This window comes from Candidatus Eisenbacteria bacterium (assembly GCA_016930695.1).
Taxonomy (GTDB): Bacteria; Orphanbacterota; Orphanbacteria; order Orphanbacterales; family Orphanbacteraceae; genus JAFGGD01.
In genome coordinates, this window is the sequence record JAFGGD010000031.1 from 114,005 (window position 1) to 138,339 (window position 24,335).

The window sequence follows — 24,335 nt, forward strand, 5'->3', positions numbered from 1 at the left end:
ATTATGGTATCCATCGCCGAGGAAATCCGGGGAACCGGGTATCGGGTGCAGCTCGAGAAGTTCGAGGGACCTCTCGATCTGTTGCTCTACCTGATCAAGCGGGACGAGATCGACATCTACGACATCCCCATCTCGCGGATCGCCGACCAGTATTTGGAACACGTGCAGATGATGCAGATGCTCGACCTGGACGTGGCCGGCGAATTCCTCGTCATGGCGGCGACGCTCATGCGGATCAAGGCGAAGATGCTCCTCCCCCGCCCCGCGGAGGACGAGGAGGAGGAAGAGGAGGATCCGCGGGAGGAACTGGTCCGCCGGCTCCTGGAGTACCGGCGGTACAAGCGCGCGGCGGAGCAGCTCACGCGGGACCGGGAGGAACGGCGGTTGCTCGTGGGGCGCACGCGGTTTATGCCGGAGGAGGACGAGGAGGGGGAGGAGGAGGACCCGCCGGAGCTGCAGGTCCCTGTCGACATGGTCGGGCTGCTGCGGGTGTTCGCGCAGCTCATCGAGCGGGCGCCCCGAATCGATCCTTACGAGGTCATCCTCGACGAATACAACATGGAAGAGAAGGCGGAGCTGATCGAGCGGCGTCTCGGCGAGGAGGAGCAGGTCGAGTTTACCAGCCTCTTCGGCGAGGAGCCTCCCAAGCAGGAGGTGATCGTCACCTTCATCGCCGTGCTCGAGCTGCTTCGCCTCCAACGGATCCGCATGGTCCAGGCCGGTCTCTTCGGCCGCATCTGGATCCGGCGGCGAACGGAAGTGCCGGATGGAATCCCAGCAGAACAACAACACGAAACGGGTCCTTGAAGCCCTTTTCTTCGCCGCCGACGAGCCGATGACGATCCGCCAGATCCGGCGGATTCTACCCGAGGCGGAGGCGAAGGAGATCCAAGACGCGGTCCGGGAGCTCAGGGAGGAGTACGACCGGGAGGGACGGAGCTTCCAGGTCGTCGAGATCGAGCGGGGTTACCAGATTTTCACGCGGAAGGAGTATTTCTCCTGGATCCGGAAGATGCGCACCGACCTGAAGGCGATGCGTCTTTCCCGGGCGGCTGTGGAGACGCTGGCGATCATCGCCTATCGGCAGCCCGTAACCCGGCCCGAGATCGAACAGATCCGGGGCGTCGACGCCGGCGGGGTCCTCAAGACCCTTCTCGACAGGAATCTGATCACTCTCCGCGGGCGGGCCGAGGGAGTGGGAAGGCCGATCCTGTACGGCACGACCGATCACTTTCTCAACCATTTTGGATTAAAGGGTCTGGAGGACCTTCCCAGGATCGAGGAGCTGACGGAGCTGATGAAGGCGCAGGAGATGGAAGAGGTGGAGGAGGAGGTGGAGCGCCGCCTCGGCCCGGCCGAGGAGGAGGGACCGGAGGAAGGAGAGGGCGGAGAGATTCTCGACGGGGATGCGTTCTCGGAGGGGGAAGGGGTCCCGGAAGAGGCGAATTCCGAGGAGGAAGAGACGCCTCCCTCCGGGGCTTCGGCGGAGGATCCGGTCATCGTCGAGGCGGAAGCGGAAGGGGATGCCGTGGAAACGGAAGAGACGGCGCTCTCCCCGCATGCGGAAGAGGCGACGGAGGAGGAGCCCGCAGAGGCTCCGGGGTCGGGACCCGACCGGTCCGCCGCGGGCGGTGGGTAAACCGTGGGTGAAACGATACGCATTAACCGTTTTCTGGCTTCCGCGGGCCTGGGGTCCCGGCGGAAGGTGGAGGAGATGGTCCTCGCGGGGCGGGTGACCGTGAATGGGCAGCCGGTGCGGGATCTCACCGTCCGGATCGATCCGGAGAGAGACCGGGTCCGCGTGGGCGCCCGGGTCGTTCAGGTGCCTCGCCGGGTCGTGTACATTTTGTTCCATAAGCCGGTGAACGTCATCACCACCTCATTCGATCCCGAGGGGAGAAGGACCGTCTTCGACTTCCTCCGCGGCGCGCCCCATCCCCTTTTCCCCGTCGGGAGGCTCGACCGGATGAGCGAGGGGCTGCTTTTGCTCACCAACGACGGTCCTCTCGCCCATCGGCTCGCCCATCCTCGATACCACGTCCGCCGTGTCTACCGGCTCCGCGTGGCCGGCGCGATCGACGACGCGCGGATCCGCCGTTTCCAGGGGGGTGTGCGGATCGAAGGGCGCACCGCCCGCCCGGAGGAGGTGACCCTGATCCATCGCGGCAAGAGGACCACCACCTTGGAGGTGGTGCTCCAGGAAGGGCGGAACCGGGAAATCCGGAGGATTTGCGAGGCCCAGGAGTTGAACGTGGAGAGATTGCTCCGGATCCGTCTCGGACCGCTCTCGCTCCGCGGCTTGGCGGCCGGAGAGTGGCGCCATCTGACCGAAACCGAACTGGACCGCCTGCGCCTCTCGGTGCGTCTCGGAACGGCGTGACATCGATCGAACGATGATCCTTTATTTACATAGCAATGTCTCCCGGGCCGACCGGGAAGATCTACTCGGGCTTCTGGCGCGCCGGGGGGCGCGGGTGGTCGAGGCCACCGACCCGCCGGGACGCGTTCTCGCGTTGGTCGGAGAGGAGGGGGCGTCCGATCCGGCGGAGTGGGAGCGGCATCCGGCGGTGGAGCGCGTCCTTCTCCCGGCAACGCCCTATCATCTCGTCCACCGGGACTTTCACCCGGAACGGCCGGGGGTGCGCGCGGGAGAGCTCCTTTTCGGCGGCGAGAAGGTGCCGGTGATCGCCGGGCCCTGCTCGGTGGAGGTGGAGATCGACCTGGTCGCCCTGGCGCGCTTTCTCCGGGATGCGGGCGCGTCGGCGCTCCGGGGGGGCGCGTACAAGATGCGCACGTCTCCCTACACCTTTCAAGGGCTCGGGGAGGAGGGGCTCGCCCGGCTCGCCGAGGCGCGCCAAGCGACCGGCCTCCCGGTGGTGACGGAGGTGGCCGACCCGCGGGACTTGGACCGGGTATGCCGCATCGCCGACGTGGTGCAGGTGGGGGCCCGCAGCGCCCAAAATATTTCGCTTCTCAAGGAGGTGGGGCGGGCCGGAAAGCCGGTGCTCCTCAAGCGCGGAATGATGAGCACCCTCGGGGAGTACCTGCTGGCGGCGGAACATGTCGTCGCCGCCGGGAACGACCGGGTGATTCTCTGCGAGCGGGGGATCCGGACCTTCGAGGGGGCGACGCGGAACACCCTCGACCTCTCGGCGGTGCCGGTGCTCCAGCGGGAGAGCTGGCTGCCGGTGATCGTCGATCCTTCCCACGGCACCGGGCATCGGCGATGGGTGGCGCCCATGGCGCTCGCGGCGGTCGCCGCCGGCGCGGACGGCCTGATGATCGAGGTGCACCCCGACCCGGACGCCGCGCTTTCCGACGGAGACCAGTCGCTCCTCCCGGAGACCTTTCATGAGCTGATGGATCGTCTGCGGCGGGTGGCGTCGGCGGTCGGCCGCGAGATGTAGGCGTTGGAGGCGCGTGGGAGATACCGGATCCTTCCGGGCGCGTCCCCCTCCGGTACGTTCCGTCCTCCGGGCGACAAGTCGATCACCCATCGGGGCCTTTTGCTCGGCGCGATGGCGGAGGGAACCACCCTTCTGCTCGGAGCGAACCGGGGAGAGGACTGCCGGGCTCTGGAGGGTGCGCTCTCGGCCCTCGGCGTGGCGATCACCGAAGAGGGGGAGGCGCTCCGGATCGAGGGGAGTGGCGGCCGCCTCCGGCCGCCCGGCGGGACGCTCCACTTGGGGAACGCCGGCACGGGTCTCCGTCTTCTGGCGGGGTTGCTCGCCTCGCAACGGTTCGATGCCCGCCTTGATGGGGATGATTCCCTCCGCCGCCGGCCCATGGGCCGGATCGTCGAGCCGCTTCGGCGAATGGGGGCTCTTGTCGAGGGGCGCGAGGGAGGGCGGTTTCCGCCCCTCTTTATCCGGGGCGGCCCCCTGCGGGGGATCGATTGGCGGACGGAAGTCGCGTCGGCGCAGGTCAAGTCGTCGATCCTCCTCGCCGGGCTCCGCGCCGAGGGGTGGACGAGCGTCACCGAACCCGCCCTCTCCCGGGATCACACCGAGAGGATGATCCCCTACATGGGGGGGAAACTCCTGCGCGAAGGGCTCACCGTACGGGTCGAGGGAGGAACGTCCCTCCGTGGGAGGAGGATTCGGGTGGGTGGGGATCCTTCCGCCGCCGCGTTTCCCCTGGCGATGGCGCTCCTCTCGCCGGAAGGGCGGGTGACGGCGGAGGGGATCCTGGCGAACGGGACGCGCACCGCCTTTTTGGACGTGCTGGAGAGGATGGGTGCCCGGATCCTCCGGGAGCCGGAGGAAGGGGGAGCGGAGGAAGGGGCGGAAGAGAGCATCCGCGTGACCGCCGAGGGGGGAGGGGCGCTTCGGGGGACCGTGATCGGCGGGGACGAAATCCCCCGCCTGATCGACGAGATCCCCCTTCTCGCGGTGGTGGGCGCGCGCTCCTCGGGGGTCTTTACGGTCCGGGACGCGCGGGAACTCCGGCGGAAGGAGAGCGACCGGATCGCGGCGACGGTCCGCCTGCTCCGCGCCTTCGGTGCGGAGGCGGAAGAGCGACCGGACGGATTCACGGTGCGGGGGGAATTGTCGCTCCGGGGGACGCGCGTCGAGAGCGGCGGTGACCACCGGATCGCCATGGCCGCCGTCGCGGCGGGGCTCGCCGCGGCGGGAGAGACGATCGTGGAGGGGAGCGCTTGCGCGGGTGTTTCCTTCCCCGGGTTCATGGAAACGCTCGCCGCCCTCGGACTCGGCGGATCGATCACGGAGGAGGAGCGATGCGAGGGGTGATCGCCATCGACGGACCGGCCGGGGCCGGAAAGAGCAGCACCGCCCGGAAGGTGGCGGCGGCGCTCGGCTATCGCTATCTGGACACCGGGGCGCTCTACAGGGCGCTGGCGCTCTCGGTGATTCGCGCCGGCGCGGCGGAAGAGGGGCCGGAGAGGATGACGGCGATCGCGCGCGGCGCACGCGTGCGGGCCGAGTGGCGCGGCGCCGACGAAATGGGGGTCTTTCTGGACGGCGAGGAGGTGACGCGGGCGATCCGCGACCCGGAGGTGACCCGCCTCGTCTCCCCCCTCTCGGCGATACCGGAAGTCCGTGAGCTGCTGATCGTCTTGCAGAGAGAGGCCGCGGCCGCCGGCGGTCTCGTGGCGGAGGGGCGGGACATCGGGACCGTGGTCTTCCCGGACGCCCCTCTCAAGATCTTCCTCGTCGCCGATGCGCGGGAGAGGGCGCGCCGCCGCCGTCTGGAGCTGGAGGCGGCGGGGATCCGCAAGGACGAGAAGGAGATCCTACGGGAGATCGAGGAGAGGGACCGGCGGGACTCCGGGAGGGCGACGGCCCCTCTCCGGCGGGCGCCGGACGCGGTGGTGGTCGATACCACCGGGCTCTCCCTGGAGGGGCAGGTCGAACGCATCGTCGCGCTCGCGCGGGAGGCGGGTCTGTCGTGAAGATGCGGTTCCATTACGCATTCGCCTATCAGGTGCTCCGCTTCCCCCTCCGTCTCCTCTGGGGTTTTCGCGTGGAGGGGGCGGAGAAGCTCCCGCGCGAGGGGGGAGTGCTGGTCGCGTCCAACCACATCTCCTATGCCGATCCGGTGGTGGTCGGCTCGGGCGTTCCCCGGGAGCTGCACTATTTCGCGAAGGTGGAACTCTTCCGGAACCGGTGGTTCGGGAGGATGATCCGGTCGTACAACGCGGTGCCGGTCCGCCGCGGGGGAGTGGAGCGGGAGACCATCGCCCGCGTGGTCGCCATCCTCCGCGGCGGAGGAGCGCTTCTCTTCTTTCCCGAGGGAACCCGCTCCAAGGACGGGCGCGTCGGGGAGGCCCGCCCCGGTATCGGGATGATCGCACTCTCCGCGGGGGTCCCCATCGTGCCCGTCTACGTCCGGGGGACCCGCGGCATGGGCCGCACCCTCTTCCGCCGGGGCCGTTTGGCGCTTTTCTACGGCGAGCCGGTCGATCCGGAGAAGGTGGAGGGGGAGAACCGGAAGGACCGATACCTCCGGATCGGGGATCGGGTGATCGCCGAAATCCGGCGGTTGGAGGCGAATTATGGGTAGCCAGAGCCCCGCCGATCGCTTATGATGTTTATTCGCCCTCAGTGAGGGTGCATTTCCGGTACGAAGGAGGATGGAAAAGAGCATGGAGGACAGGCACGAGGAACGGGCGAACAGGGACCACGGTTACGATCGCGGCCGCGGCCGGGATCGTTACGACGATGACGACGCCCTGGACGCCGATAACGCAGCGCTGGACGGGAGCGATCTCGAACCGGCGCCCGCACGCATTCGCTTCGTCAACGTGGACGAGGACGACGACGAGGGAGATCGCGAATCCCTCGACGCGATGCTCCAGATCTACGAAGACTCGATGAAGGAGATTCGGGAGGGGCAGATCGTTCGCGGCACCGTCCTTCGCGTAGGCGAGAGTGAAGTGCTGGTCGACGTGGGCTTTAAGTCGGAAGGCGTGATCTCGTTGTCGGAGTTTCCCGAGCCGATCAACATCAAGGTCGGTGACGAGATCGATGTCTATCTGGAAAAGCTGGAAAACCAGGACGGCCTGGTGGTCCTTTCCAAGCAGCGGGCCGATTTCCTGAAGGTGTGGAGCCGGATCAAGGAGGCCTACGACGACAACAACGTCGTCGAGGGGCGTTTGGTCCGCCGCATCAAGGGGGGTGTCGTGGTGGACCTCTTCGGGGTGGAAGCGTTCCTCCCCGGATCGCAGGTCGCCCTCCGTCAGGTCCCCAACCTGGACGACCTGATCGGGCATGTGTACCCCTTCAAGATCATCAAGCTGAACAAGCGCCGCCGGAACATCGTCGTTTCCCGGCGCGTCGTTTTAGAAGAAGAGCGGAACCAGAAGAAAGAGAAGCTGATCAAGGAGCTGGAAAAGGGCCAGATCCGGGAAGGCGTGGTGAAGAACATCACCGACTTCGGCGCCTTCGTCGACCTGGGCGGCATCGACGGGCTCCTTCACATTACCGATATGTCCTGGGGTCGGATCGGGCACCCCTCGGAGGTGGTCGGCATCGGCGACACCATCCAGGTGAAAGTGCTCGAGTTCGATCGGGAGAAGGAGCGGATTTCGCTCGGCCTCAAGCAGCTGACCCCCTATCCATGGGAAGACGTGGAAAACCGTTACCCGGTCAATACCCGGGTGGACGGCCGGGTCGTGTCGATCACCGACTACGGCGCCTTCGTGGAGTTGGAGAAGGGGATCGAGGGACTCATTCACGTTTCGGAGATGTCGTGGACCCGTCACATCCGTCACCCTTCGAAGATCCTCAACGTCGGGGATACGGTGGAAGCGGTGGTGCTCAAGGTGGACCGGGAGGCGGAGAAGATCAGTCTCGGTCTCAAGCAAACGGAGCCCGATCCGTGGCTCACCATCGAGCAACGCTATCCGGTCGGATCGAAGTTGAGCGGGAAAGTCCGCAACCTCACAAACTTCGGCGCCTTCGTCGAAGTGGAGGAGGGGATCGACGGGCTGGTGCACATCTCCGACATGTCGTGGACCAAGAGGATCAAGCACGCCAACGAGATCGTCAAGAAGGGCGAAGACGTGGAAGTGATGGTCCTGAACATCGACAAGGAGAACCGGCGGATCTCGCTCGGTCTCAAGCAGGTGCAGGACGATCCGTGGGAGCACATGGCGGTCCGTCTCCCCGAGGGCTCGACCATCGACGCGCCGATCACCAAGGTGCTGGACAAAGGCGTCGTGGTGGACGTGGGGAACGACGTGGAGGGCTTCGTGCCCCTCTCCCAGATCACCGACAACCTGACGCGGGACAAGGACGCGCTGCAGCCCGACGAGATTCTCCAGCTGCGGGTGGTCCGGCTCGATCTGGCCAACCGGCGAATCGTGCTCTCCGTCAAGGCGTATCTGGAGCAGGAGGAGCGGGACGAACTGGCCGGATACCACAGGAGGCAGCACCAGAGCGCGAAGACGACCATCGCCGATCTGGTGGACCTCTCCGAGGCGGCCAACGCCGCCCCGACGGATCAGGAGGAGGAGGGGGATTCGGCTTGACAGAGCCGGTCCTTCTTCAAATAATCATGCGGGGGTTATAGCGTAATTGCAAATATCGTGGGCGATTAGCTCAGCTTGGTTAGAGTGCTTGCTTGACATGCAAGAGGTCACTGGTTCAAGTCCAGTATCGCCCACCACGCTTTCGATCTCGATGGGGAGGAGGGGTCTCGCGACGGGCGGACCCTTTCCCTTCCCGTTTTGGTATTCCGGAAACGGCGTCCCCGCGGGCGCTCGCGGTCCGGGGAGGGTGTTGTTTTGCCGGAACGGATGAACGAAGAGGCCTATGAGGTCTACCGGCATTCCGCGTCCCATCTGATGGCTTCGGCGATCGCCGAGCTCTATCCGGGCGTGAAGTTCGCCATCGGACCGCCCACCCGGGAGGGTGAGAAGTACGGAGGCGTCGGCTTTTACTACGACCTGGACATGGATTCCGCGCTGACGCCCGAGGACTTCCCCCGGATCGAGAAGAAGATGCGCGGGCTCTCGGGGAGGGACCTTCCCTTCCTGCGCGAGGAGATCGGCCGCGAGGAGGCGATCGCCCTTTTCGAGAAGGCGGATCAGCCGTACAAGGTCGAGATGCTCCGGGAACTGCCGGAAGGGGAGACGATCACCCTCTATCGCCACGGCGATTTCATCGACCTCTGCCGGGGCCCCCACCTCTCGTCGACCGGCGAGATCCGCGCCTTCCGCCTGCTTGCGGTGGCGGGCGCCTATTGGCGGGGGGACGAAAAGAACAAGATGCTCCAGCGCATCTACGGCGTCGCCTTCCCGGACGACGCCTCCCTGGAGGCGTATCTGAAGCGTCTCGAGGAGGCGGAGAAGAGGGATCACCGCAAGCTCGGCCGGGAGCTGGATCTTTTCTCCAGCGACGAAACCTACGGGCCGGGATTGATCTTTTGGCATCCCCGGGGCGCGCGGATCCGCAACGAGATCGAGCGCTATTGGTACGACGAGCACTTCCGGAACGGATACGACGTGCTCTACACGCCCCACCTGGCGAAGCAGCATCTGTGGGAAATCTCGGGGCACATGGATTTCTACGCGGACCGGATGTACTCGCCCATGGATATCGACGGGATCAACTACATCGTGAAGCCGATGAACTGTCCCTTCCATATCCATGTGTACAAGAGCCGTCTCCGGAGTTACCGGGACCTCCCCCTCCGCTGGGCGGAGCTGGGGACCGTCTATCGTTACGAGCAGTCCGGCGAGCTGCACGGCCTGAAGAGGGTGCGGGGATTCACGCAGGACGACGCCCATCTTTTCTGCACGCCCGAAACGCTGAACGACGAGATCGACCGCGTCTTCCGCTTCTCGATCCATATTCTCAACGATTTGGGTTTCGAGGCGTTCGATGTCTACCTTTCCACACGGCCGGAGAAGTCGGTGGGGAGCGACGACGATTGGGAGAAAGCCACGGCGGCGCTCCGAAGCGCTCTGGACGATTCGGGAATCCCCTATCAGGTGGATCCGGGCGAAGGGGTGTTTTACGGGCCGAAGATCGACATCAAGATTCGGGACAGCCTGGGGCGGTCCTGGCAGTGCTCCACCATCCAGGTCGATTTCAACCTGCCGGAGCGTTTCGATTTGGAGTATCGCGGCGCCGACGGAGGCGCGCACCGGCCCATCGTGATCCACCGCGCGCTCTTGGGAAGTTTCGAGCGTTTCTTCGCCTGTCTGGTGGAACACTACGCGGGCGCGTTCCCCGTCTGGCTCGCGCCGGAGCAGGCGCGGGTGCTCCCGGTGTCCGAAAAGCTGGACGCCTACGCGCGGGAGGTGGAGGATCGTCTCGTCGGTGAGGGTCTGCGCGCGACGCGCGACGCCTCCAATGAGACGTTGGGGAATCGGATTCGCAAGGGACGGGAGGAACGGATCCCGTACCTGTTGATCGTGGGCGAGAGGGAGGCGGAAGCCCGGACCGTATCGGCGCGTGACCGTGCCGGCGGACAAACCGTGCTCCCGATCGAGGAATTCGTTCAAAGGATCAGGGGCGAGATCGAACGCCGGGAAACCGGTCTCGCGCCAGGGGAGGAGAGCCAATCAAACCAGTAAACGTGCGGGTGAATCGGAGGATCCGCGTGCCCCAGGTGCGGGTGGTCGGTGATGACGGCGAGCAGATCGGCATTCTGCCGACGGAAGAAGCGCTCGCCATGGCGGAGGAGAAAGGTCTCGACCTCGTGGAGGTGGCCGCCAACGCCCGTCCCCCCGTCTGTCGGATCATGGACTACGGGAAGTACAAATACCAAGCGTCCAAGCGGGCCCAGAAAGCGAAGAAGAAGCAGCACGTCACCCATCTGAAAGAGGTCAAGCTCCGGCCCAAGATCGAGGAGCATGACTACCAGTTCAAGCTGCGTAACGCCCTCCGCTTCCTCGACGGTCGGGACAAGGTTAAGGTGACGATCCAGTTCCGGGGTCGGGAGATGGCCCACACCGATATCGGCTGGCGGCTGATGGACCGTTTCGTGAAGGACGTGGGCGAAGGGGCCGTCGTCGAGTTGGCCGCCAAGATGGAGGGGCGGACCCTCTCACTCGTGCTCGCCCCGAAGGCGAAGCCGAAACCGACTCCCCAAGCGGGACCGGGAGAGCCGGAGGAGGCAAAGGAGCCGGCACGGCTCCACGAGCCGGCGGAAGAGCGTTAAGAACAAGAACGCCCGGGTCGTTCGCCCGGGCTCACGATAGGGGAACCCGAGGAGAAGAACCATGCCGAGAGCGAAGAGCGGCCCTCCGGGACACCGGCGTCATCGCAAGGTGCTCGGTCGGGCCAAGGGATTTCGGGGCGGCCGCGGGAAGCAGTTTCGTGCGGCGTCCTACACCGTGCAGAAAGCGCTCCGCAACGCCTACGTCGGGCGGAAGCGGAAGAAGGGGGATTTCCGTTCCCTCTGGATCGTGCGGATCGGCGCCGCGACTCGAGTCCACGGCCTCTCCTACAGCCGCTTCATCGACGGGCTGAACAAGGCGGGTGTGGAACTGAACCGTAAGGCGCTCGCTCATTTGGCGGTCCACGACGAGCAGGCTTTCGGAGCCCTCGTCGAAACCGCCCGGGGCGCGCTCGGCGGCAAGGAAACCACCGCGGCCGGCGCGACCACCCAAGCGGAGTAGCCCGAAGAAAGGCGGCGGCGACCGGTCGGAAAAGAGGCCGGCGCCGCCCGTTTTTTTCTGGACTCGGCTCGGGGATATGCTATGTTACCAGGGGTTAAGGGGCAAAACCTCATGGAAGACTTGAGCTTCGGTCCTCTCGACGAACAGATCGCCCATGTCCGGCACGTGTTTACCCGTATGGAGGAGCAGCGCCGGCAGTGGGAGAGGGATCGTCTGGAGTACGAGGGCCGGCTTCGCGCCCTGGAAGAGGAACTGGAGAGCCTCCGCGCGGAGGGAGAGAACTTGGGGGCGCTCCGGTCGGAAAACGAGCTTTACCGAAAGAGCCGGGACGAGGCGCGGGAGCAGGTGCGCAGGATGTTGGAGCGCATCCGTTCCTTCGACGAGTAGATTCCGGCCGGTTTTCGGATTATTATATAAGCGGTGCTGGGCGCTCGGATCGAGCGGGCACTGCCCGGATTTCAGGAATTCTCGGACGTCGTCTATCGATCGTTCGTTCGTGAGGGGATATGGATCCTCGAGAAAAAAGCGCGAAAGTCACCATTTTCGGGAGCGACTACCACATCAAGGCGACCGAGGACCCCGGCTATATCGAGCGGATCGCCAAGTATGTGGACGAGAAGATGCGCGAACTCCAGGGACGCGGCACGATTTCGTCGTCCACCAAAATCGCCATTCTGGCGGCGATGAACATCGCCGACGAGCTGCACAAGGAGCGGATCGCGGTCCTTCGGGTGCAGGAACAGGTGGACCATAGGGTGGCGGAGCTGCGGGACATCCTGGAGGAGGTCACGAACGGCTGATTCGATGCCCCGCCCGGGGCGATGATGTACGAGAGATTCCGGAACGGGCCCTGCCCGCGACGCGGCGCACTCCTCGGGAGGAGGCCGTCCGCGCGCCGGCGGGGCTCGATGTTTTTTTTCACCGGACCGGGTCCGGAAGGATCCGCGGTCCGCGTTCACATAGACCCATTTCCGGGGGGAAAACGGAATGGAAATCACGCAGATCCTCATCGCGATCGGCATCGGGATCGCTCTCTTTCTCGTGGCTTGGGGCGTCAACCGGCGGCTCGGTAAGAACCGCCTCGAATCCGCCCAGAACCTGGCGGGGCGCATCGTCGAGGAAGCGAAGAAAGAGGCGGAGACCCGAAAGAAGGAAGTGATCCTCGAGGCTAAAGAGGAATGGTATAAGGCGAAGGAGAAATTCGAGCGGGAGACGGAGGGGCGCCGCAAGGAGCTGGCCAAGCTGGAGAAGCGCTCCACCGAAAAGGAAGCGACGCTGAACCGTCGGGCGGAGCTGGTGGAGAAGAAGGAGGCGGAGGCGAAGGGGCTCGAAGCGGAGCTGCAGAAGGTGGAGCAACAGATCCGGAAGGACCGGGAGGAACTGAAGGATCTGGTGGAGAAGGAGAACCGTCAGCTCGAGCGGATCGCCGGACTCTCCACGGCGGAGGCGAAGGACATGCTGATGCGCAACCTGGAGGAGGAGGCGCGTCACGATTCGGCCCGGCTGGTCCGCCAGATCCGGGACGAGGCGAAGCGGAACGCCGAGAGGGAGGCGAAGAAGATCGTCACCATGGCGATCCAGCGTTGCGCCGCGGAGCACTCCGTGGAGAACACCGTCTCGGTGGTCACCCTTCCGAACGACGAGATGAAGGGGCGCATCATCGGCCGGGAGGGGCGGAACATCCGCGCCTTCGAACAGGCGACCGGCGTGGACGTGATCATCGACGACACGCCGGGCGCGGTGGTCCTCTCCGGTTTCGATCCGATCCGCCGGGAGGTGGCGCGGAACAGCCTGGAGCGTCTCATCTCCGACGGCCGGATTCACCCCGGCCGGATCGAAGAGGTGGTCGGCAAGGCGGAGAAGGACCTGGAGGAGCGCATCCGCGAGATCGGCGAGCAGACCACCCTGGAGATGGGGATCGTCGGTCTGCAGGACGTGCTGGTGCAGCTTCTCGGGCGGCTCCACTACCGGACCAGCTACGGGCAGAACGTGCTCCAGCACTCCAAGGAGGTGGGGTGGCTCTGCGGGCTGATGGCGTCGGAGCTGCGGCTGGACCCGCAGGTCGCCAAACGCTCGGGTCTTCTCCACGACATCGGCAAGGCGCTCACACACGAGACGGAAGGGCTTCACTCCCTGGTGGGCGGCGACGTGGCGGAGAGGTGCGGCGAGCCGCCGGTGGTGGTGAACGCGATCCGCGCCCACCACGAGGACGTGGAGGCCAGCTCGCTCTACGCGCCGCTCGTTCAGGCGGCGGACGCCATCTCCGGCGCGCGGCCCGGTGCCCGGGGGGAGACGCTGGAAACATACGTGCAGCGTCTCGAGAAGCTGGAGGCGATCGCCACGAGCTTCAAGGGCGTGGACAAATGCTACGCCATCCAGGCGGGCCGCGAGATCCGCATCATGGTCGAGAGCGGCATCGTGGGCGACGAGGACGCCGTCGGCCTCTCCACGAGCATCGCCCGCAAGGTGGAGAAGGAACTGGAGTACCCGGGCCAGATCAAGGTCGTGGTGATCCGGGAAACCCGATCGGTCGAATACGCCAAGTAGCGGGGGGCCCGCCCGGACCGGGCCCGGGGACGTGATGGACCGGGTGCGCATCCTCTTCGTGGCGGACCTCTTCGGCGCCGCCGGCCGCCGCGCCCTCCGGGACCGTCTGCCCGATCTGAACGAGCGGTACCGGCCGGATTTCCGGATCGTCAACTGCGAGAACGCCGCCGGCGGGTTCGGCTTCACGGGGAAGATCGCCGAGGAGTTGTTCGAGGCGGGCTTCGATGTGCTGACCGGCGGCAACCACTCCTGGGACCGCAAGGAGTCGCTTCCCTTTCTGCGGGACCGGGACCGCGTGCTCCGGCCCGCCAACTTCCCCGCCGGTACGCCCGGCCGCGGGTGGGGGGTCTACCCGATCCCCTCGGGGGGAAAAATCGGCGTGCTCAATCTGATGGGGCGCGTCTTCCTCGAGGGCGCGGACTGCCCCTTTCGGGCGGCCGACGCCGTGCTGCCGCGGATCGCGCGGGAGACGCCGATCCTCTTCGTCGACATGCACGCCGAGGCGACCTCCGAGAAGGTGGCGATGGGGTGGCATCTGGACGGTCGGGTGAGCGCCGTCATCGGTACTCACACGCACGTGCAGACCGCCGACGAGCGTCTCCTCCCCGGCGGCACCGCCTACATCACGGACGCCGGCATGACCGGTCCCCAGGACTCGGTGATCGGCGTGAAGACCGAACTCATCCTCAAACGATTCCTCACACAGATGCCGGTCCGGTTCGAGGCGTCCACGCGGAATCCCTACGTGCACGGCGTGGTGGTGGACGTGGACCGGGAGACCGGCCGGAGCCTCCGCATCGAACGGATCCGCGAGCCCGCGGCGGTCGAGACGGAGGAAGAGCGGAGCGAAAGAGAATGACCGACCCCCGAGAGAAAAGGATCGACGGAAAGGCGCTGGCGGCGCGGATCGAGGAAGGGGTCCGGGCGGAGACGGAGAGGCTCCGGGCGCGGGGGGTTTTCCCCCGGCTGGTCTCCCTCGCGGTGAAGGACGCGGGCGCCGGGTTCGCGAGCTACATGCGTTCCCGGGAGAGGGCCTGCGCGCGCGTGGGGATCGAATCGGTGCTCGAGACGGTTCCCCTCCAAAACGCCGAGAGGGAGCTGGCGCGGGCGGTGATGCGCCTCAACGAGGACCGTTCGGTCCACGGCATCCTTCTCGGCCTCCCATTTCCTTCAGGAGTGAACGAAGAGGTCCTCTTCTCGTTGCTCGATCCGGAAAAGGACGTGGAGGGACAGCACCCGTGGAACGCGGGGCTTCTCGCCCTCGGCCGCCCTCGCTTCGCCCCCTGCACGGCGCTGGCGGTGCTGGAGATCCTGCAGGAGGAGGGGGTCCCGCTGGAGGGGACGGAGACGGTGATTCTGGGGAGGAGCCGCGTCGTGGGGGCGCCGCTCGCGAGCCTGCTCCTTCGAAAAGGAAAGGGGGGAGACGCGACGGTGACCGTTTGCCACTCCCGGACCCGGGATCTGCTCCATCACATCCGCCAGGCGGAGGTGCTCGTCGCCGCGGTGGGGCGACCGGAGTTCGTGCGGGGCGAGTGGCTCCGGGACGGGTCGGTGGTGATCGACGTGGGGACTCACGCGGTGGAGGATCCCTCGGCGAAGAAGGGATGGAGGATGGTGGGGGACGTGCATTATGCGTCGGCGGAGCCGGTGGCGTCCCGTATCACGCCGGTGCCGGGCGGCGTGGGGCCGGTGACCACCGCGATTCTGCTGCGCGCCACGGCGCGGGCCGCCGCCGGCCGGGAGGACGGATGAAGCGCGAGCCTTCGAGCGGGACCGGCGCGGACCGGAAGATCTGGTCCGTCTCGGAGCTGACGGCGCGGGTGAAGGGCGCCCTGGAGGAGGCCTTTCCCCCGCTCTGGGTGGAGGGGGAGATTTCCAACTTCGTTCACCACACATCGGGGCACATGTACTTCTCCCTCAAGGACGAGAGGGCGCAGCTTCGCGCGGTTTTCTTTCGGGGCAACAATCGACTGCTCAACTTTCATCCCGAGGACGGGCTTCGGGTGCGCGCCTATGGGTCCCTCACGGTTTACGAGAGGAGCGGCCAGCATCAGATCGTGGTGCGGAGTCTGGTGCCGGTCGGACGGGGGGAGTTGGAACTCGCCTTTCGGGCGCTGGTGGAGCGGCTGGAGAAGGAGGGACTCTTCGATCCGGCGCGGAAGCGCCCCCTCCCCCGGTGGCCGGAGAGGGTCGGCGTGATCACCTCGCCGACGGGCGCGGCGATCCACGACGTGATCCGCGTGCTCCGGGACCGCTTTCCCGTGACGCTTCTCCTCTATCCCGTCCGGGTGCAGGGGGAAGGGGCGGCGGAGGAGATCGCCGCCGCCATCGAGAGGATGAACGCCGCCGCGGCAGCGGACCTGCTCGTCGTCGGCCGGGGGGGAGGCTCGTTGGAGGATCTCTGGGCCTACAACGAGGAGCGCGTCGCTCGGGCCATCGCCGCCTCCCGGATCCCGGTGCTCTCCGCGGTGGGCCACGAGGTGGATGTCACCATCGCCGACCTGGCGGCGGACGCCCGCGCCGCCACCCCCTCCGCGGCGGCGGAGATGCTGTCGCCGGACCGGGAGGAAGTGGAGCGGATCCTGGAGCATTTCGCGCGGCGTGTCGCCCGGCCGATGGAGGAGCGGCTCCGCTTTCTCGCGGAGAGGCTCCGCCGTTTCCGGGAGAGCCGCGCCCTCGCCGTTCCGGAGGCGCGGGTGCGGGAGGAGACGCAGCGACTGGACGATCTCTCCCGGCGGCTGGCGACCGCGGCGACGCGGGGGGGGGAACGCCGGAGGGAGAGGCTCGCCGCCCTTTCCGGGAGTCTCCGCGCGCTCGATCCGTCGGCGGTGCTCGACCGGGGGTACAGCATCGTGCGGGACGAGGTGGGACGGGCGGTGCTCGACGCGGCGGCGCTCGCGCCCGGCGCGCTCCTCACCATCCGTTTCCGAAGGGGAGAGGCGGACGCGAGAACCGAGCGGATCCGCCCCGCGGATGGATAGGAGTGAAAAATTGAGTGGCAAAAAAACCACGCCGGAGGCCGGCCGGATCGACTGGGAAAAGAGCATGACCCGGCTCGAGGAGATCGTGCGCGATCTGGAGGCGGGAAAGGGTACGCTGGACGAGTCGCTCCGGCTCTTCGAGGAGGGGAACGGTCTCGTGAAGGAATTGGAACGCGCCCTCGCCGAGGCGGAGCTTCGGGTGCGGAAGATTCTCGATCGGGGAAGCGAGGGGATCCGAGAGGAACCCTTCGGCGAGGGGGAAGAGGAGTGAGCGAGGGCGTGCCGGAAGCGCTCGCGCCTTACCGCGACCGCGTGGAAAGGGCGCTGGAGCGTTACCTTCCTCTCGATCCGGAAGAGGGGCCGGAGGGGTTGATCCGGGCGATGCGCCACTCCGTCTTCGCCGGCGGGAAACGGATCCGGCCGATCCTCGCTCTGGCGGCGCACGAGGCGGCGGGGGGGAGCGGGGTCGGTGTGGACGCGGTCGCGGCGGCGATCGAAATGATTCACACCTACTCGCTCATCCATGACGATCTTCCCTGCATGGACGACGACGATCTGCGCCGCGGTCGCCCCACCTGCCACGTCGCCTTCGGCGAGGCGACGGCGCTCCTGGCGGGGGACGCCCTCCTCACGCGGGGGTTGACGCTCCTCGCCCGAGCCGAGCCGATCCCGGCGGAGCGGCGGATCCGTCTGGTCGACGAGGTGGGCCGCGCGGTGGACACGACCGGCATGATCGGGGGGCAGGCGCTCGACCTCCTCGCCGAGACGGAACCGGTCCGGGAAAAAGGTGCGCTCGAGAGGATCCATCGGATGAAGACCGGCGCGCTCCTCTCGGTTTCCGCCGCCGCCGGGGGGATCGCCGCCGGCGCGTCCGAGGAGGCGATCGAGGGTCTCCGCTCCTACGGCGCCGCCTTCGGTCTGGTCTTCCAAATCGTCGACGATCTTCTGGACGTGACCGCCGGCGCGGAGCGGATGGGGAAGAGGACCGGCAAGGACGCGGCGCGGGGGAAGGCGACTTTTCCGGGGCTGGTCGGCGTGGAGGCTTCGGCGGCGGAGGCGCGCCGTCTGGCAGGCGAGGCCGTTCTCGCCCTCCCCTTCGACACGGAGGGGGGACTCCTCGCGCGGGTTGTCCAGTTCGTGGTTGACCGCCTGAACGGAGCTTGTTAAGGGTGACGGTGTGATGATACTCGGCGTGGTGGCGAACCGGAAAAAGCAGGGTGTCCCCGAGATCGCGGACCGCCTCAAGGCTTGGGCGGGCCGCTGGGGCGCCGAGATCCGGGTGCTCGACAACGGCGATCCCAGCGAAGAGGATCGCCTTCGCCTCATCTCCAGCGACTTCGTGATCAGCCTGGGCGGCGACGGCACTCTCCTCCATGCGGCGCGCCTCGTCGCCGAGAAGGAGACCCCGATCCTCGGAGTGAACATGGGCTCCCTCGGGTTTCTCACCGAGATCAGCATGACCGAGCTGCAGCCGGCGCTGAAGCGGGTTCGGGAGGGGAGCTACCGGATCGAGGACCGTATGAATCTGACCGTGACGATCGGCGGTGAGGAGGGAGGGGCGGCCGGCTTCACGGCGCTGAACGATGTGACCATCAACAAATCGGGGACCATGCGGATCGGCCACTACGAAACCCGCCTCGGCGGTCATCGCATCGGCCGTTACACCGCCGACGGGCTGATCCTCTCCACGCCGACCGGATCGACGGCGTACAACCTCTCCGCGGGCGGCCCGCTGATCCATCCGGGCGTGAAGGCGATCGTGATGACGCCGATCTGCCCGCATGTCCTCGGCGTTCGCCCCCTGGTCCTCCCCGAAAGCGAGCAGATCGAAGTGCGGCTCGCCGAGCCGGGGGAGGAGATGCGCGTTACCGTCGACGGCCAGGTGTCGACGGTGGTCGGCTCCGACACGGTGGCGCGGATCAGCACCTCTCCCTTCGTCACCCGGCTGGTCCGCGTCGGCGGACCGGACTTCTACGAAACCCTGCGACGGAAACTCCACTGGGGAAAGCGGGAATAACCCCGCGCCTGACGATGCTGCGCGAACTCCGAATCGACGACTTTGCCCTGGTGGACCGGCTCGCTCTGCGTTTCGGTCCGGGTTTCAACGTGATCACCGGCGAGACCGGCGCGGGGAAGACGGTCCTTTTCGAGGCGCTCGCCCTGCTCCTGGGGCGCAAGGGCGCCCGCCCTCCCGTTCGGGAAGGGGCGGAGGAGGCGGTGCTGCAAGGTCTTTTTACCATCAAGAATCCGTCGTCGTTCCCTCTCGCCGACCTCCTCGACGAAGAGGGGAGCGTCCTTGTCGAACGGCGGATCCCCCGAAGCGGCCGGGGACGGGTGGAGGTGAACGGAAGGCTGGTGCCGCTCGATCGGCTCCGCGGGTTGGGTGAGGCGCTCGTCGATTTCCACGGACAGCAGGAAAGGGAGAGCCTTCTCGATCCCGCCCTGCAGAGGGCGTATCTGGACGCCTACGCGGGCGCCGGAGAGGCGCTCGGTGCGTACCGCGCGGCGGCGGAGGCGCTCGGCGAGGCGCGGGCGAAGCGCGCCGGCGAGGAGAAACGGATCGTCGCGGCGCGGGAGAAAGAGGATTTTCTCCGCTGGCAGGCGGAGGAGATCGATCGGACCGGTCTCCGTCCGGGCGAGGAAGAAGAGCTGGCGGAGGAGGCGCGCATCCTCAAACAGGCGGAGCGGATCCGGGAGCTCGTCTATCACGTGCGGGAGTCGCTCCGCGAGGAGGACGGGAGCGCCATGGACCGGCTGGGAGAAGCGGCGGAGAGGTTGGAGCGTTACGCCGACCACGGCGACGCGCCCCGGGAGGCGGCGGAGGCGTGCCGGCGTGCTCTGGCCGAGGTGGAGGAGGCGCTTCTGCAGACCGATCGTCTCGCCGAACGGATCGACGCCCCGGCCGGCGCTCTCGACAGGGCGATGGAACGACTCGAGTCGATCGCCGCGCTGAAGAGGAAACACCGCTCTTCGGTGGAGGAGATCCTGGCGATGCGCGAAAGGATCGCCGCCGACCTGGAGCGGATCGACGCAGGCGAGGAGAGGCTGCGCGTTCTGCATGAGGAGGAGGAGAGGCTCGCCGGGGAGGCCGCTCGGGCGGCGGAGGCGCTCTCGTCGCTCCGCTCGGGGAAGTCGGAGGCGCTCGGCGCGGCGATCGAAACGAACCTGCAACCCCTCGCCCTCCGGGGGGCGCGTTTCACGGTGACGGTGGAGAGGACCGAGGACCCGGAGGGCAAGATCGGGATCGGCGGCAAACGCTTCCGCGCCGGACGGGACGGAATCGACCGCGTGGAATTTCTCTTCGCCGCCAACAAGGGGGAGCCGCTTCTCCCGCTTCGTCGCGTCGCTTCGGGAGGAGAGATCTCGCGGGCGATGCTGGCGATCAAGAGGGTGCTCGCCGATCACGCCCGGGTGCCGACGGCGCTTTTCGACGAGATCGACGCCGGCGTCGGCGGCGACGTGGGAGAGAGGATCGGCGAAGCGCTGGCGGAGGTTGGGGCGCGGCGGCAGGTCCTCTGCATCACCCATCTTCCCGCCATCGCCGGGCGCGCCGACCGCCACCTGCGCGTGGAAAAGAGGGAGGCGGGAGGAAGGACGGTGATCCGCGTGGAGGAGATGGAGGGGGAAGCGCGCGTGGAGGAGATGGTCCGCATGATGGGCGGCTCGGCGCGCCCGGAGGTGAGCGTCCCCCACGCCAAGGAGATCCTCAACAGCGCCCGGAAGGGGCGGCGTCGCACGCGATGAAACGCCATATCCCGAACGGCCTCTCCCTCCTTCGGATTCTGCTCGCCGCGCCCGTGGTCCTCGCGATCCGCGACGGGAGGGATCTCCTCGCCCTCGCTCTTCTCGCCGCGGCGTTTCTCACGGACGGGCTGGACGGGTGGGCGGCCCGCCGCTGGAACGCATCCTCCGAGGCGGGCCGCGTGCTCGACCCCCTCGCGGACAAAGCGCTCGCCGCGGCCGTCGCCGTCTCCCTTTGGCTCTGGCGCGGCCTCCCCTTCTGGTTTCTCGCGGCGGTGCTCGCCCGGGATCTTCTGATCCTCGCCGGCGGCGCCCTCGTGATCCGACGCGCCGGTCGCGTCCCCGCCTCCCGCCTTCCGGGAAAGGTCGCCTTCAACGCCCTCGCCGCCGTTCTTTTCCTTTGGATCCTCCCTCTCCACGCCGCCCGTCCCTACGCACTCGCCGCGGGAACCGCCGCGCTGGTCCTCTCCTTCCTCCTCTATCTCCGGGTCTTCCTCGCGATCCGCGCGGGGCGGGAGAGGACCTGAAGGAGATTTCTACTCCGGGTTTTTATTAAGGACATAAACCGAACCGGTGATCCTCGCCTGCGAGGGAACGCGCCAGGCCGGGAGTAGATCGAAGGCGCGGCGGTGTCCCAAGACGCGGGCGAGACGGAACCGCGACCGCAGGGGATGCCGTTCCCACCGTAACGGATTGTCGCCGTAGACGCCGATGACGGCGGCGTCCGGAACGGGATCTCCCTCGGACCATGCGGAGAGGTTCAGCCATCTTCCGCGAAGAAGGGGAAGGGGGGGCGTGTCCCGCGGGTCCGGTCTCCCCTCGAAGGGGTACCCGAAGAAGCCGATCGTCGTGGAATCCCGCCACTCCGTCTCCTCGATCCAAGCCCGAGTGGGCGCCAGCCATTCCCGGTCGTCGATTACCTCCCAGGCGAAAAGGACGGCGCTCCCCAAGCCGAGGGCGAAGAGGAGCGAGAGAAGGAGGACCGAAACCGTCGCGCCGCCCTGCCGAACCCTCCCGAGCAAAGCGGCCGCCCCGACGCCGGAGAAGAGCGCGAAAAAAGGACCGATAAACAAATTGATTCGTAGGACGCAGATCGACGCGCCCGCGGCGAGCAGGATTCCCAGGGTGCCGGCCGCGAGCCTCCGAAGCGGGGGAGGACCGCGGAGAAGAACGGCGACGATCGTCGCCAGACCGACGAGAGAAGCGGGAAAGCAGTTCGCGCGGAAAATGAAATCGCGCAGAAAACGGGCGCATTTCCGGAACGAGAACACCCCGTATCCGCAGCCCCATCCGGAAAGATGCTTGTCGGCGAAATGCAGATAGGAAGAGGGATCGTAGACTAAAAAGGGATTGAACAAGAGGAACACCGCGAGGGCGGTGAAAAGGGCGGCGGCGATACGGCGGGCCGCGGTCTTTCCGAGGAGGGGAATAAAGACCAGGAGAGCGAGAGCCGGTGGAGACGATCCGGCGGACCAACCGAAAGCGACGGCCGAGAGAAGGAGCGGACGAAACCCTCCCTTCTCGCGGTGGCGGAGGAGGAAGAAGAGGCCGGCCATCCCCCAGAAAGCCGCCCAGACGTGAGATTTGCTCACCAGGCTTTGATCGAGGGCGCAGGTCGAAAGAGCGAAGGAGGCCATGGATAGGGCGCCCGCGCGGGGAGAGTGCAGCCGCTCGCCCAGATCGGCGAGCAGAAGAAGGATCATGAGAAAAGCGAAAACGTTCATGAGGCGACCGGTCCGATAGACACGGGCCATCTCTTCCGGATGGTCGAGATAATGGGCGTAGTTCCGGGTGACACAAAAGAAACCGAGCTTTTCCTCGATCGCGAGCGCCGCGCCGATCGGGTAGAGATAGGCGCCGCCGTAGAGGATATATCCCGGGGTGAAGCGTAGGCGGCTCGGGTCGATCGCGGACAAGGCGCTGTATGTTTTTTCCTCGTCCGCCGCGCTGCTGTGAATGGAGAATCGGCAGAGAGCGTCCAGTCGTTCGGTTTCGTCGAGGAGGACGCCGGGTTTTCGTTCCCTTACCCGCGAATGGGCGTGTTTCCCCGCGCGGCGCGCCTCCCGGGTCTCGGACATGCGCTGAGACCGCTCCGGAGTGAGCGTTCCTCCATCGAGAAGGATGCGGCTTCTTTCCGTCGAGGGAAGACCCCAGTCGGATCCGGCCAGAAGCACCGATGCCGACAAGAGCCAGATCACGGTGGAAACGGGCCGGCGCAGGGGGCGGAAGAGAAGACGGACAGGAGCGCTCACACGACGGAAGAGCCGGGTTCGCCGGCATCGGTTCGGAACGCGCATCGGCCATCTCTTCGGAGAGGACGGCCGGGGAGGTCGTCGATCCGGGAAGCACCATCCGCGGCCGGTCCGTCCGACGATTCGAGTGGCGATTGGGGCGGGTCGGGAGAAACAAGGTGGAGTCGCGACCTGAAGAAGCGGTGTAAAAAAGAAGATCCGGCCCGTCATCGACAATAGAAATTTAACACGAAAAATAAAGAGCGACAAGAATCGCGCTCACCGGGCGCCGGCGAAAGGAAACACCCGGAGACGCGGCGGTCCAGGACCGCCGATATCCAAGAGGTGCCTTGAGAAATGCCCTGCTCCCGCCGATACGTCGGCGGAGGGGGCGAGCCGGCTTTTCGCCCGCGAGAGGAGGGAGCGGTGCACTACCAGGGGATTGCGCAGGCGATCGACCGCGTGGTCCGCCAAGGAGTCGGTTTCGACGCGCCGGAAATGCGCTTCGCCATGGGCGAGATCATGGAGGGGCGGGCGACGGACGCGCAGATCGCCGCCTTTCTGGTCGGCCTGCACATGAAGGGGGTGACCGTGGAGGAGATCCTCGGCGCCGCCTCGGTGATGCGGGAGCGCACACGCACCGTCCGGACCGCGCACGACGTAGTGCTCGACACCTGCGGCACCGGCGGCGACGGGACCGGCACCTTCAACGTCTCCACCGTGACCGCTTTCGTGACCGCGGGAGCCGGCGTTTGCACGGCCAAGCACGGAGGCTACCGGGTGTCGAGCCGCTGCGGGAGCGCGGAGCTTCTCGACGCGCTCGGCGTGAACATCCGTCCCGCGGTGACGGAAATGGAGACGGCCCTGCGGGAGGGGCGGATCGCCTTTCTCTTCGCGCCTCTGCTGAACGACGCCATGAAACACGCCGTCGGGCCCCGTGAGGAGATCGGCGTACGCACCCTCTTCAACCTGCTTCTCCCCCTCACCAATCCCGCCGGCGCCGGCCGGCAGCTGCTCGGCGTGTACGACCGGTCCCTTCTGGAGCCGGCCGCCGAGGCTCTCCAACGACTCGGCTCGGAGAGGGCTTGGGTGGTGCACGGCGCCGACGGCAGCGACGAGATCACGCTGACCGGGACGACCTACGTGGCGGAGATGTTCGGCGGTACGGTGAAGACCTTTACTCTGGAGCCGGAGGATTTCGGTTTCGAAAAGGTCTCTCTGAGCGAGATTCTCGGAGGAGAGCCGGAGAAGAACGCCTCCATCGCCCTTTCGGTGCTCCATGGGGAGCCGGGGCCGGCGCGGGAGACGGTGATCGCCAACGCGGCGGCGGCCCTCCTCATCGCCGGTCACGCACTCACCCTGGAGGAGGGGGTGGATCGGGCGATGGAATCGATCGATTCCGGCGCCGCTCTCGGCCGCCTTGAATACCTCCGCTCCTTCGGCCGCGGCCCGGCGGACTTCCTGAGCGATCTATCCTGGTAGCGGATTCCACGACCATTCTTCCGGCACATTACGTGGACGAACCCCCGGTTCTCCTCCTCTCGGGATAAGAGAAAAGCCCTTCTCGCGAAAGGCTTCTCTCTTCTTATGGTACGCCCGAGAGGATTCCCCGCTCCCGGCTGGCGCCGGTCTCGGGATAAGGGGCTCTAGGAGGGCCGTTCCCTTCGGTCTCGTCCTCCAAGAGCCCCTAACGAACCCCCGGTTCTCCTCCTCTCGGGATAAGAGAAAAGCCCTTCTCGCGAA

24 protein-coding genes and 1 tRNA gene are annotated in these 24,335 nt (G+C 66.7%); 24 read left to right on the top strand and 1 reads right to left on the bottom strand.

The annotated features are described in order from the left end of the window. Positions 1–3 precede the first annotated feature (3 nt). The 23 genes from JW958_07330 to JW958_07440 all read left to right on the top strand — a co-directional run bounded on the left by JW958_07330 (position 4) and on the right by JW958_07440 (position 20,888). Positions 4–807 (top strand): segregation/condensation protein A, encoded by an 804-nt coding sequence (locus tag JW958_07330; protein MBN1826061.1) that lies wholly within the window; start codon positions 4–6, stop codon positions 805–807. Further along, positions 767–1,639, top strand: coding sequence for an SMC-Scp complex subunit ScpB (scpB, locus tag JW958_07335; GenBank protein ID MBN1826062.1), 873 nt, complete (start codon positions 767–769; stop codon positions 1,637–1,639). Before JW958_07330 ends, scpB begins: the two co-directional genes overlap by 41 nt. A 3-nt stretch (positions 1,640–1,642) precedes the next feature. Beyond that, positions 1,643–2,380: an rRNA pseudouridine synthase gene (locus JW958_07340; GenBank protein ID MBN1826063.1), complete on the top strand. Its 738-nt coding sequence runs from the start codon at positions 1,643–1,645 to the stop codon at positions 2,378–2,380. A 13-nt stretch (positions 2,381–2,393) separates the two neighbouring features. Next, positions 2,394–3,407, top strand: coding sequence for a 3-deoxy-7-phosphoheptulonate synthase (gene aroF / locus JW958_07345; protein ID MBN1826064.1), 1,014 nt, complete (start codon positions 2,394–2,396; stop codon positions 3,405–3,407). Positions 3,408–3,434: 27 nt separating this feature from the next. Beyond that, a complete protein-coding gene (gene aroA, locus JW958_07350; protein MBN1826065.1) occupies positions 3,435–4,751 on the top strand; it encodes a 3-phosphoshikimate 1-carboxyvinyltransferase in 1,317 nt (438 codons plus the stop codon). Further along, positions 4,739–5,413 (top strand): (d)CMP kinase, encoded by a 675-nt coding sequence (locus tag JW958_07355; GenBank protein ID MBN1826066.1) that lies wholly within the window; start codon positions 4,739–4,741, stop codon positions 5,411–5,413. Before aroA ends, JW958_07355 begins: the two co-directional genes overlap by 13 nt. Continuing rightward, positions 5,410–6,024 carry a 1-acyl-sn-glycerol-3-phosphate acyltransferase gene (locus JW958_07360; GenBank protein ID MBN1826067.1) on the top strand — a complete coding sequence of 205 codons (615 nt, stop codon included), beginning with the start codon at positions 5,410–5,412 and terminating at the stop codon, positions 6,022–6,024. Before JW958_07355 ends, JW958_07360 begins: the two co-directional genes overlap by 4 nt. 82 nt (positions 6,025–6,106) lie before the next feature. After that, positions 6,107–7,993: a 30S ribosomal protein S1 gene (gene rpsA / locus JW958_07365; protein MBN1826068.1), complete on the top strand. Its 1,887-nt coding sequence runs from the start codon at positions 6,107–6,109 to the stop codon at positions 7,991–7,993. A gap of 59 nt (positions 7,994–8,052) precedes the next feature. Further along, positions 8,053–8,130 (top strand) — tRNA-Val (locus tag JW958_07370). 130 nt (positions 8,131–8,260) lie between these two features. After that, positions 8,261–10,045, top strand: coding sequence for a threonine--tRNA ligase (gene thrS, locus JW958_07375; protein MBN1826069.1), 1,785 nt, complete (start codon positions 8,261–8,263; stop codon positions 10,043–10,045). An 8-nt stretch (positions 10,046–10,053) separates the two neighbouring features. Continuing rightward, positions 10,054–10,632 (top strand): translation initiation factor IF-3, encoded by a 579-nt coding sequence (gene infC / locus JW958_07380; GenBank protein MBN1826070.1) that lies wholly within the window; start codon positions 10,054–10,056, stop codon positions 10,630–10,632. Positions 10,633–10,693: 61 nt separating this feature from the next. Next, entirely contained in the window at positions 10,694–11,092 is a 399-nt protein-coding gene (gene rplT, locus JW958_07385) for a 50S ribosomal protein L20 (GenBank protein MBN1826071.1), read from the top strand. 111 nt (positions 11,093–11,203) lie between these two features. Further along, entirely contained in the window at positions 11,204–11,479 is a 276-nt protein-coding gene (locus tag JW958_07390) for a hypothetical protein (protein ID MBN1826072.1), read from the top strand. A 119-nt stretch (positions 11,480–11,598) separates the two neighbouring features. Beyond that, the gene (locus JW958_07395; protein MBN1826073.1) at positions 11,599–11,892 is read left to right on the top strand and encodes a cell division protein ZapA; all 294 of its coding nucleotides are present in this window, start codon (positions 11,599–11,601) and stop codon (positions 11,890–11,892) included. A 187-nt stretch (positions 11,893–12,079) separates the two neighbouring features. Then, positions 12,080–13,639 (top strand): ribonuclease Y, encoded by a 1,560-nt coding sequence (rny, locus tag JW958_07400; protein MBN1826074.1) that lies wholly within the window; start codon positions 12,080–12,082, stop codon positions 13,637–13,639. A gap of 43 nt (positions 13,640–13,682) precedes the next feature. Continuing rightward, positions 13,683–14,498, top strand: a complete 816-nt coding sequence (locus JW958_07405) for a TIGR00282 family metallophosphoesterase (protein ID MBN1826075.1) — start codon at positions 13,683–13,685, stop codon at positions 14,496–14,498. After that, positions 14,495–15,391: a bifunctional 5,10-methylenetetrahydrofolate dehydrogenase/5,10-methenyltetrahydrofolate cyclohydrolase gene (locus JW958_07410; GenBank protein ID MBN1826076.1), complete on the top strand. Its 897-nt coding sequence runs from the start codon at positions 14,495–14,497 to the stop codon at positions 15,389–15,391. Before JW958_07405 ends, JW958_07410 begins: the two co-directional genes overlap by 4 nt. Continuing rightward, positions 15,388–16,620, top strand: coding sequence for an exodeoxyribonuclease VII large subunit (gene xseA, locus JW958_07415; GenBank protein ID MBN1826077.1), 1,233 nt, complete (start codon positions 15,388–15,390; stop codon positions 16,618–16,620). Before JW958_07410 ends, xseA begins: the two co-directional genes overlap by 4 nt. Next, on the top strand, positions 16,613–16,891 hold the full coding sequence (gene xseB / locus JW958_07420; protein MBN1826078.1) for an exodeoxyribonuclease VII small subunit: 279 nt from the start codon (positions 16,613–16,615) through the stop codon (positions 16,889–16,891). The genes xseA and xseB overlap by 8 nt, the downstream gene beginning before the upstream one ends. Then, the gene (locus tag JW958_07425) at positions 16,888–17,787 is read left to right on the top strand and encodes a polyprenyl synthetase family protein (GenBank protein ID MBN1826079.1); all 900 of its coding nucleotides are present in this window, start codon (positions 16,888–16,890) and stop codon (positions 17,785–17,787) included. The genes xseB and JW958_07425 overlap by 4 nt, the downstream gene beginning before the upstream one ends. A gap of 13 nt (positions 17,788–17,800) precedes the next feature. Further along, positions 17,801–18,637: an NAD(+)/NADH kinase gene (locus tag JW958_07430; GenBank protein MBN1826080.1), complete on the top strand. Its 837-nt coding sequence runs from the start codon at positions 17,801–17,803 to the stop codon at positions 18,635–18,637. 14 nt (positions 18,638–18,651) lie between these two features. Then, positions 18,652–20,364 carry a DNA repair protein RecN gene (gene recN, locus JW958_07435; protein MBN1826081.1) on the top strand — a complete coding sequence of 571 codons (1,713 nt, stop codon included), beginning with the start codon at positions 18,652–18,654 and terminating at the stop codon, positions 20,362–20,364. After that, entirely contained in the window at positions 20,361–20,888 is a 528-nt protein-coding gene (locus JW958_07440; protein ID MBN1826082.1) for a CDP-alcohol phosphatidyltransferase family protein, read from the top strand. Before recN ends, JW958_07440 begins: the two co-directional genes overlap by 4 nt. Before the next feature lie 9 nt (positions 20,889–20,897). On the opposite strand, the gene JW958_07445 is transcribed toward JW958_07440, so the two are convergent. Continuing rightward, a complete protein-coding gene (locus tag JW958_07445; protein ID MBN1826083.1) occupies positions 20,898–22,658 on the bottom strand; it encodes a hypothetical protein in 1,761 nt (586 codons plus the stop codon). Between the two features lie 291 nt (positions 22,659–22,949). On the opposite strand from JW958_07445, the gene trpD reads away from it, so the two are divergent. Continuing rightward, positions 22,950–24,074, top strand: a complete 1,125-nt coding sequence (gene trpD, locus JW958_07450; protein ID MBN1826084.1) for an anthranilate phosphoribosyltransferase — start codon at positions 22,950–22,952, stop codon at positions 24,072–24,074. The last annotated feature ends 261 nt before the right edge of the window (positions 24,075–24,335 follow it).

What these genes read in the sequence shown, in the direction of transcription:
- JW958_07330 (MBN1826061.1), top strand. Translation starts at nt 4, where the DNA reads ATGGTATCCATCGCCGAGGAAATCCGGGGAACCGGGTATCGGGTGCAG.
- scpB (MBN1826062.1), top strand. Translation starts at nt 767, where the DNA reads ATGGAATCCCAGCAGAACAACAACACGAAACGGGTCCTTGAAGCCCTT.
- aroF (MBN1826064.1), top strand. Translation starts at nt 2,394, where the DNA reads ATGATCCTTTATTTACATAGCAATGTCTCCCGGGCCGACCGGGAAGAT.
- JW958_07355 (MBN1826066.1), top strand. Translation starts at nt 4,739, where the DNA reads ATGCGAGGGGTGATCGCCATCGACGGACCGGCCGGGGCCGGAAAGAGC.
- rpsA (MBN1826068.1), top strand. Translation starts at nt 6,107, where the DNA reads ATGGAGGACAGGCACGAGGAACGGGCGAACAGGGACCACGGTTACGAT.
- thrS (MBN1826069.1), top strand. Translation starts at nt 8,261, where the DNA reads ATGAACGAAGAGGCCTATGAGGTCTACCGGCATTCCGCGTCCCATCTG.
- rplT (MBN1826071.1), top strand. Translation starts at nt 10,694, where the DNA reads ATGCCGAGAGCGAAGAGCGGCCCTCCGGGACACCGGCGTCATCGCAAG.
- JW958_07390 (MBN1826072.1), top strand. Translation starts at nt 11,204, where the DNA reads ATGGAAGACTTGAGCTTCGGTCCTCTCGACGAACAGATCGCCCATGTC.
- JW958_07395 (MBN1826073.1), top strand. Translation starts at nt 11,599, where the DNA reads ATGGATCCTCGAGAAAAAAGCGCGAAAGTCACCATTTTCGGGAGCGAC.
- rny (MBN1826074.1), top strand. Translation starts at nt 12,080, where the DNA reads ATGGAAATCACGCAGATCCTCATCGCGATCGGCATCGGGATCGCTCTC.
- JW958_07410 (MBN1826076.1), top strand. Translation starts at nt 14,495, where the DNA reads ATGACCGACCCCCGAGAGAAAAGGATCGACGGAAAGGCGCTGGCGGCG.
- xseA (MBN1826077.1), top strand. Translation starts at nt 15,388, where the DNA reads ATGAAGCGCGAGCCTTCGAGCGGGACCGGCGCGGACCGGAAGATCTGG.
- xseB (MBN1826078.1), top strand. Translation starts at nt 16,613, where the DNA reads ATGGATAGGAGTGAAAAATTGAGTGGCAAAAAAACCACGCCGGAGGCC.
- JW958_07430 (MBN1826080.1), top strand. Translation starts at nt 17,801, where the DNA reads ATGATACTCGGCGTGGTGGCGAACCGGAAAAAGCAGGGTGTCCCCGAG.
- recN (MBN1826081.1), top strand. Translation starts at nt 18,652, where the DNA reads ATGCTGCGCGAACTCCGAATCGACGACTTTGCCCTGGTGGACCGGCTC.
- JW958_07440 (MBN1826082.1), top strand. Translation starts at nt 20,361, where the DNA reads ATGAAACGCCATATCCCGAACGGCCTCTCCCTCCTTCGGATTCTGCTC.
- JW958_07445 (MBN1826083.1), bottom strand. Translation starts at nt 22,658, where the DNA reads ATGCGCGTTCCGAACCGATGCCGGCGAACCCGGCTCTTCCGTCGTGTG.
- trpD (MBN1826084.1), top strand. Translation starts at nt 22,950, where the DNA reads ATGCCCTGCTCCCGCCGATACGTCGGCGGAGGGGGCGAGCCGGCTTTT.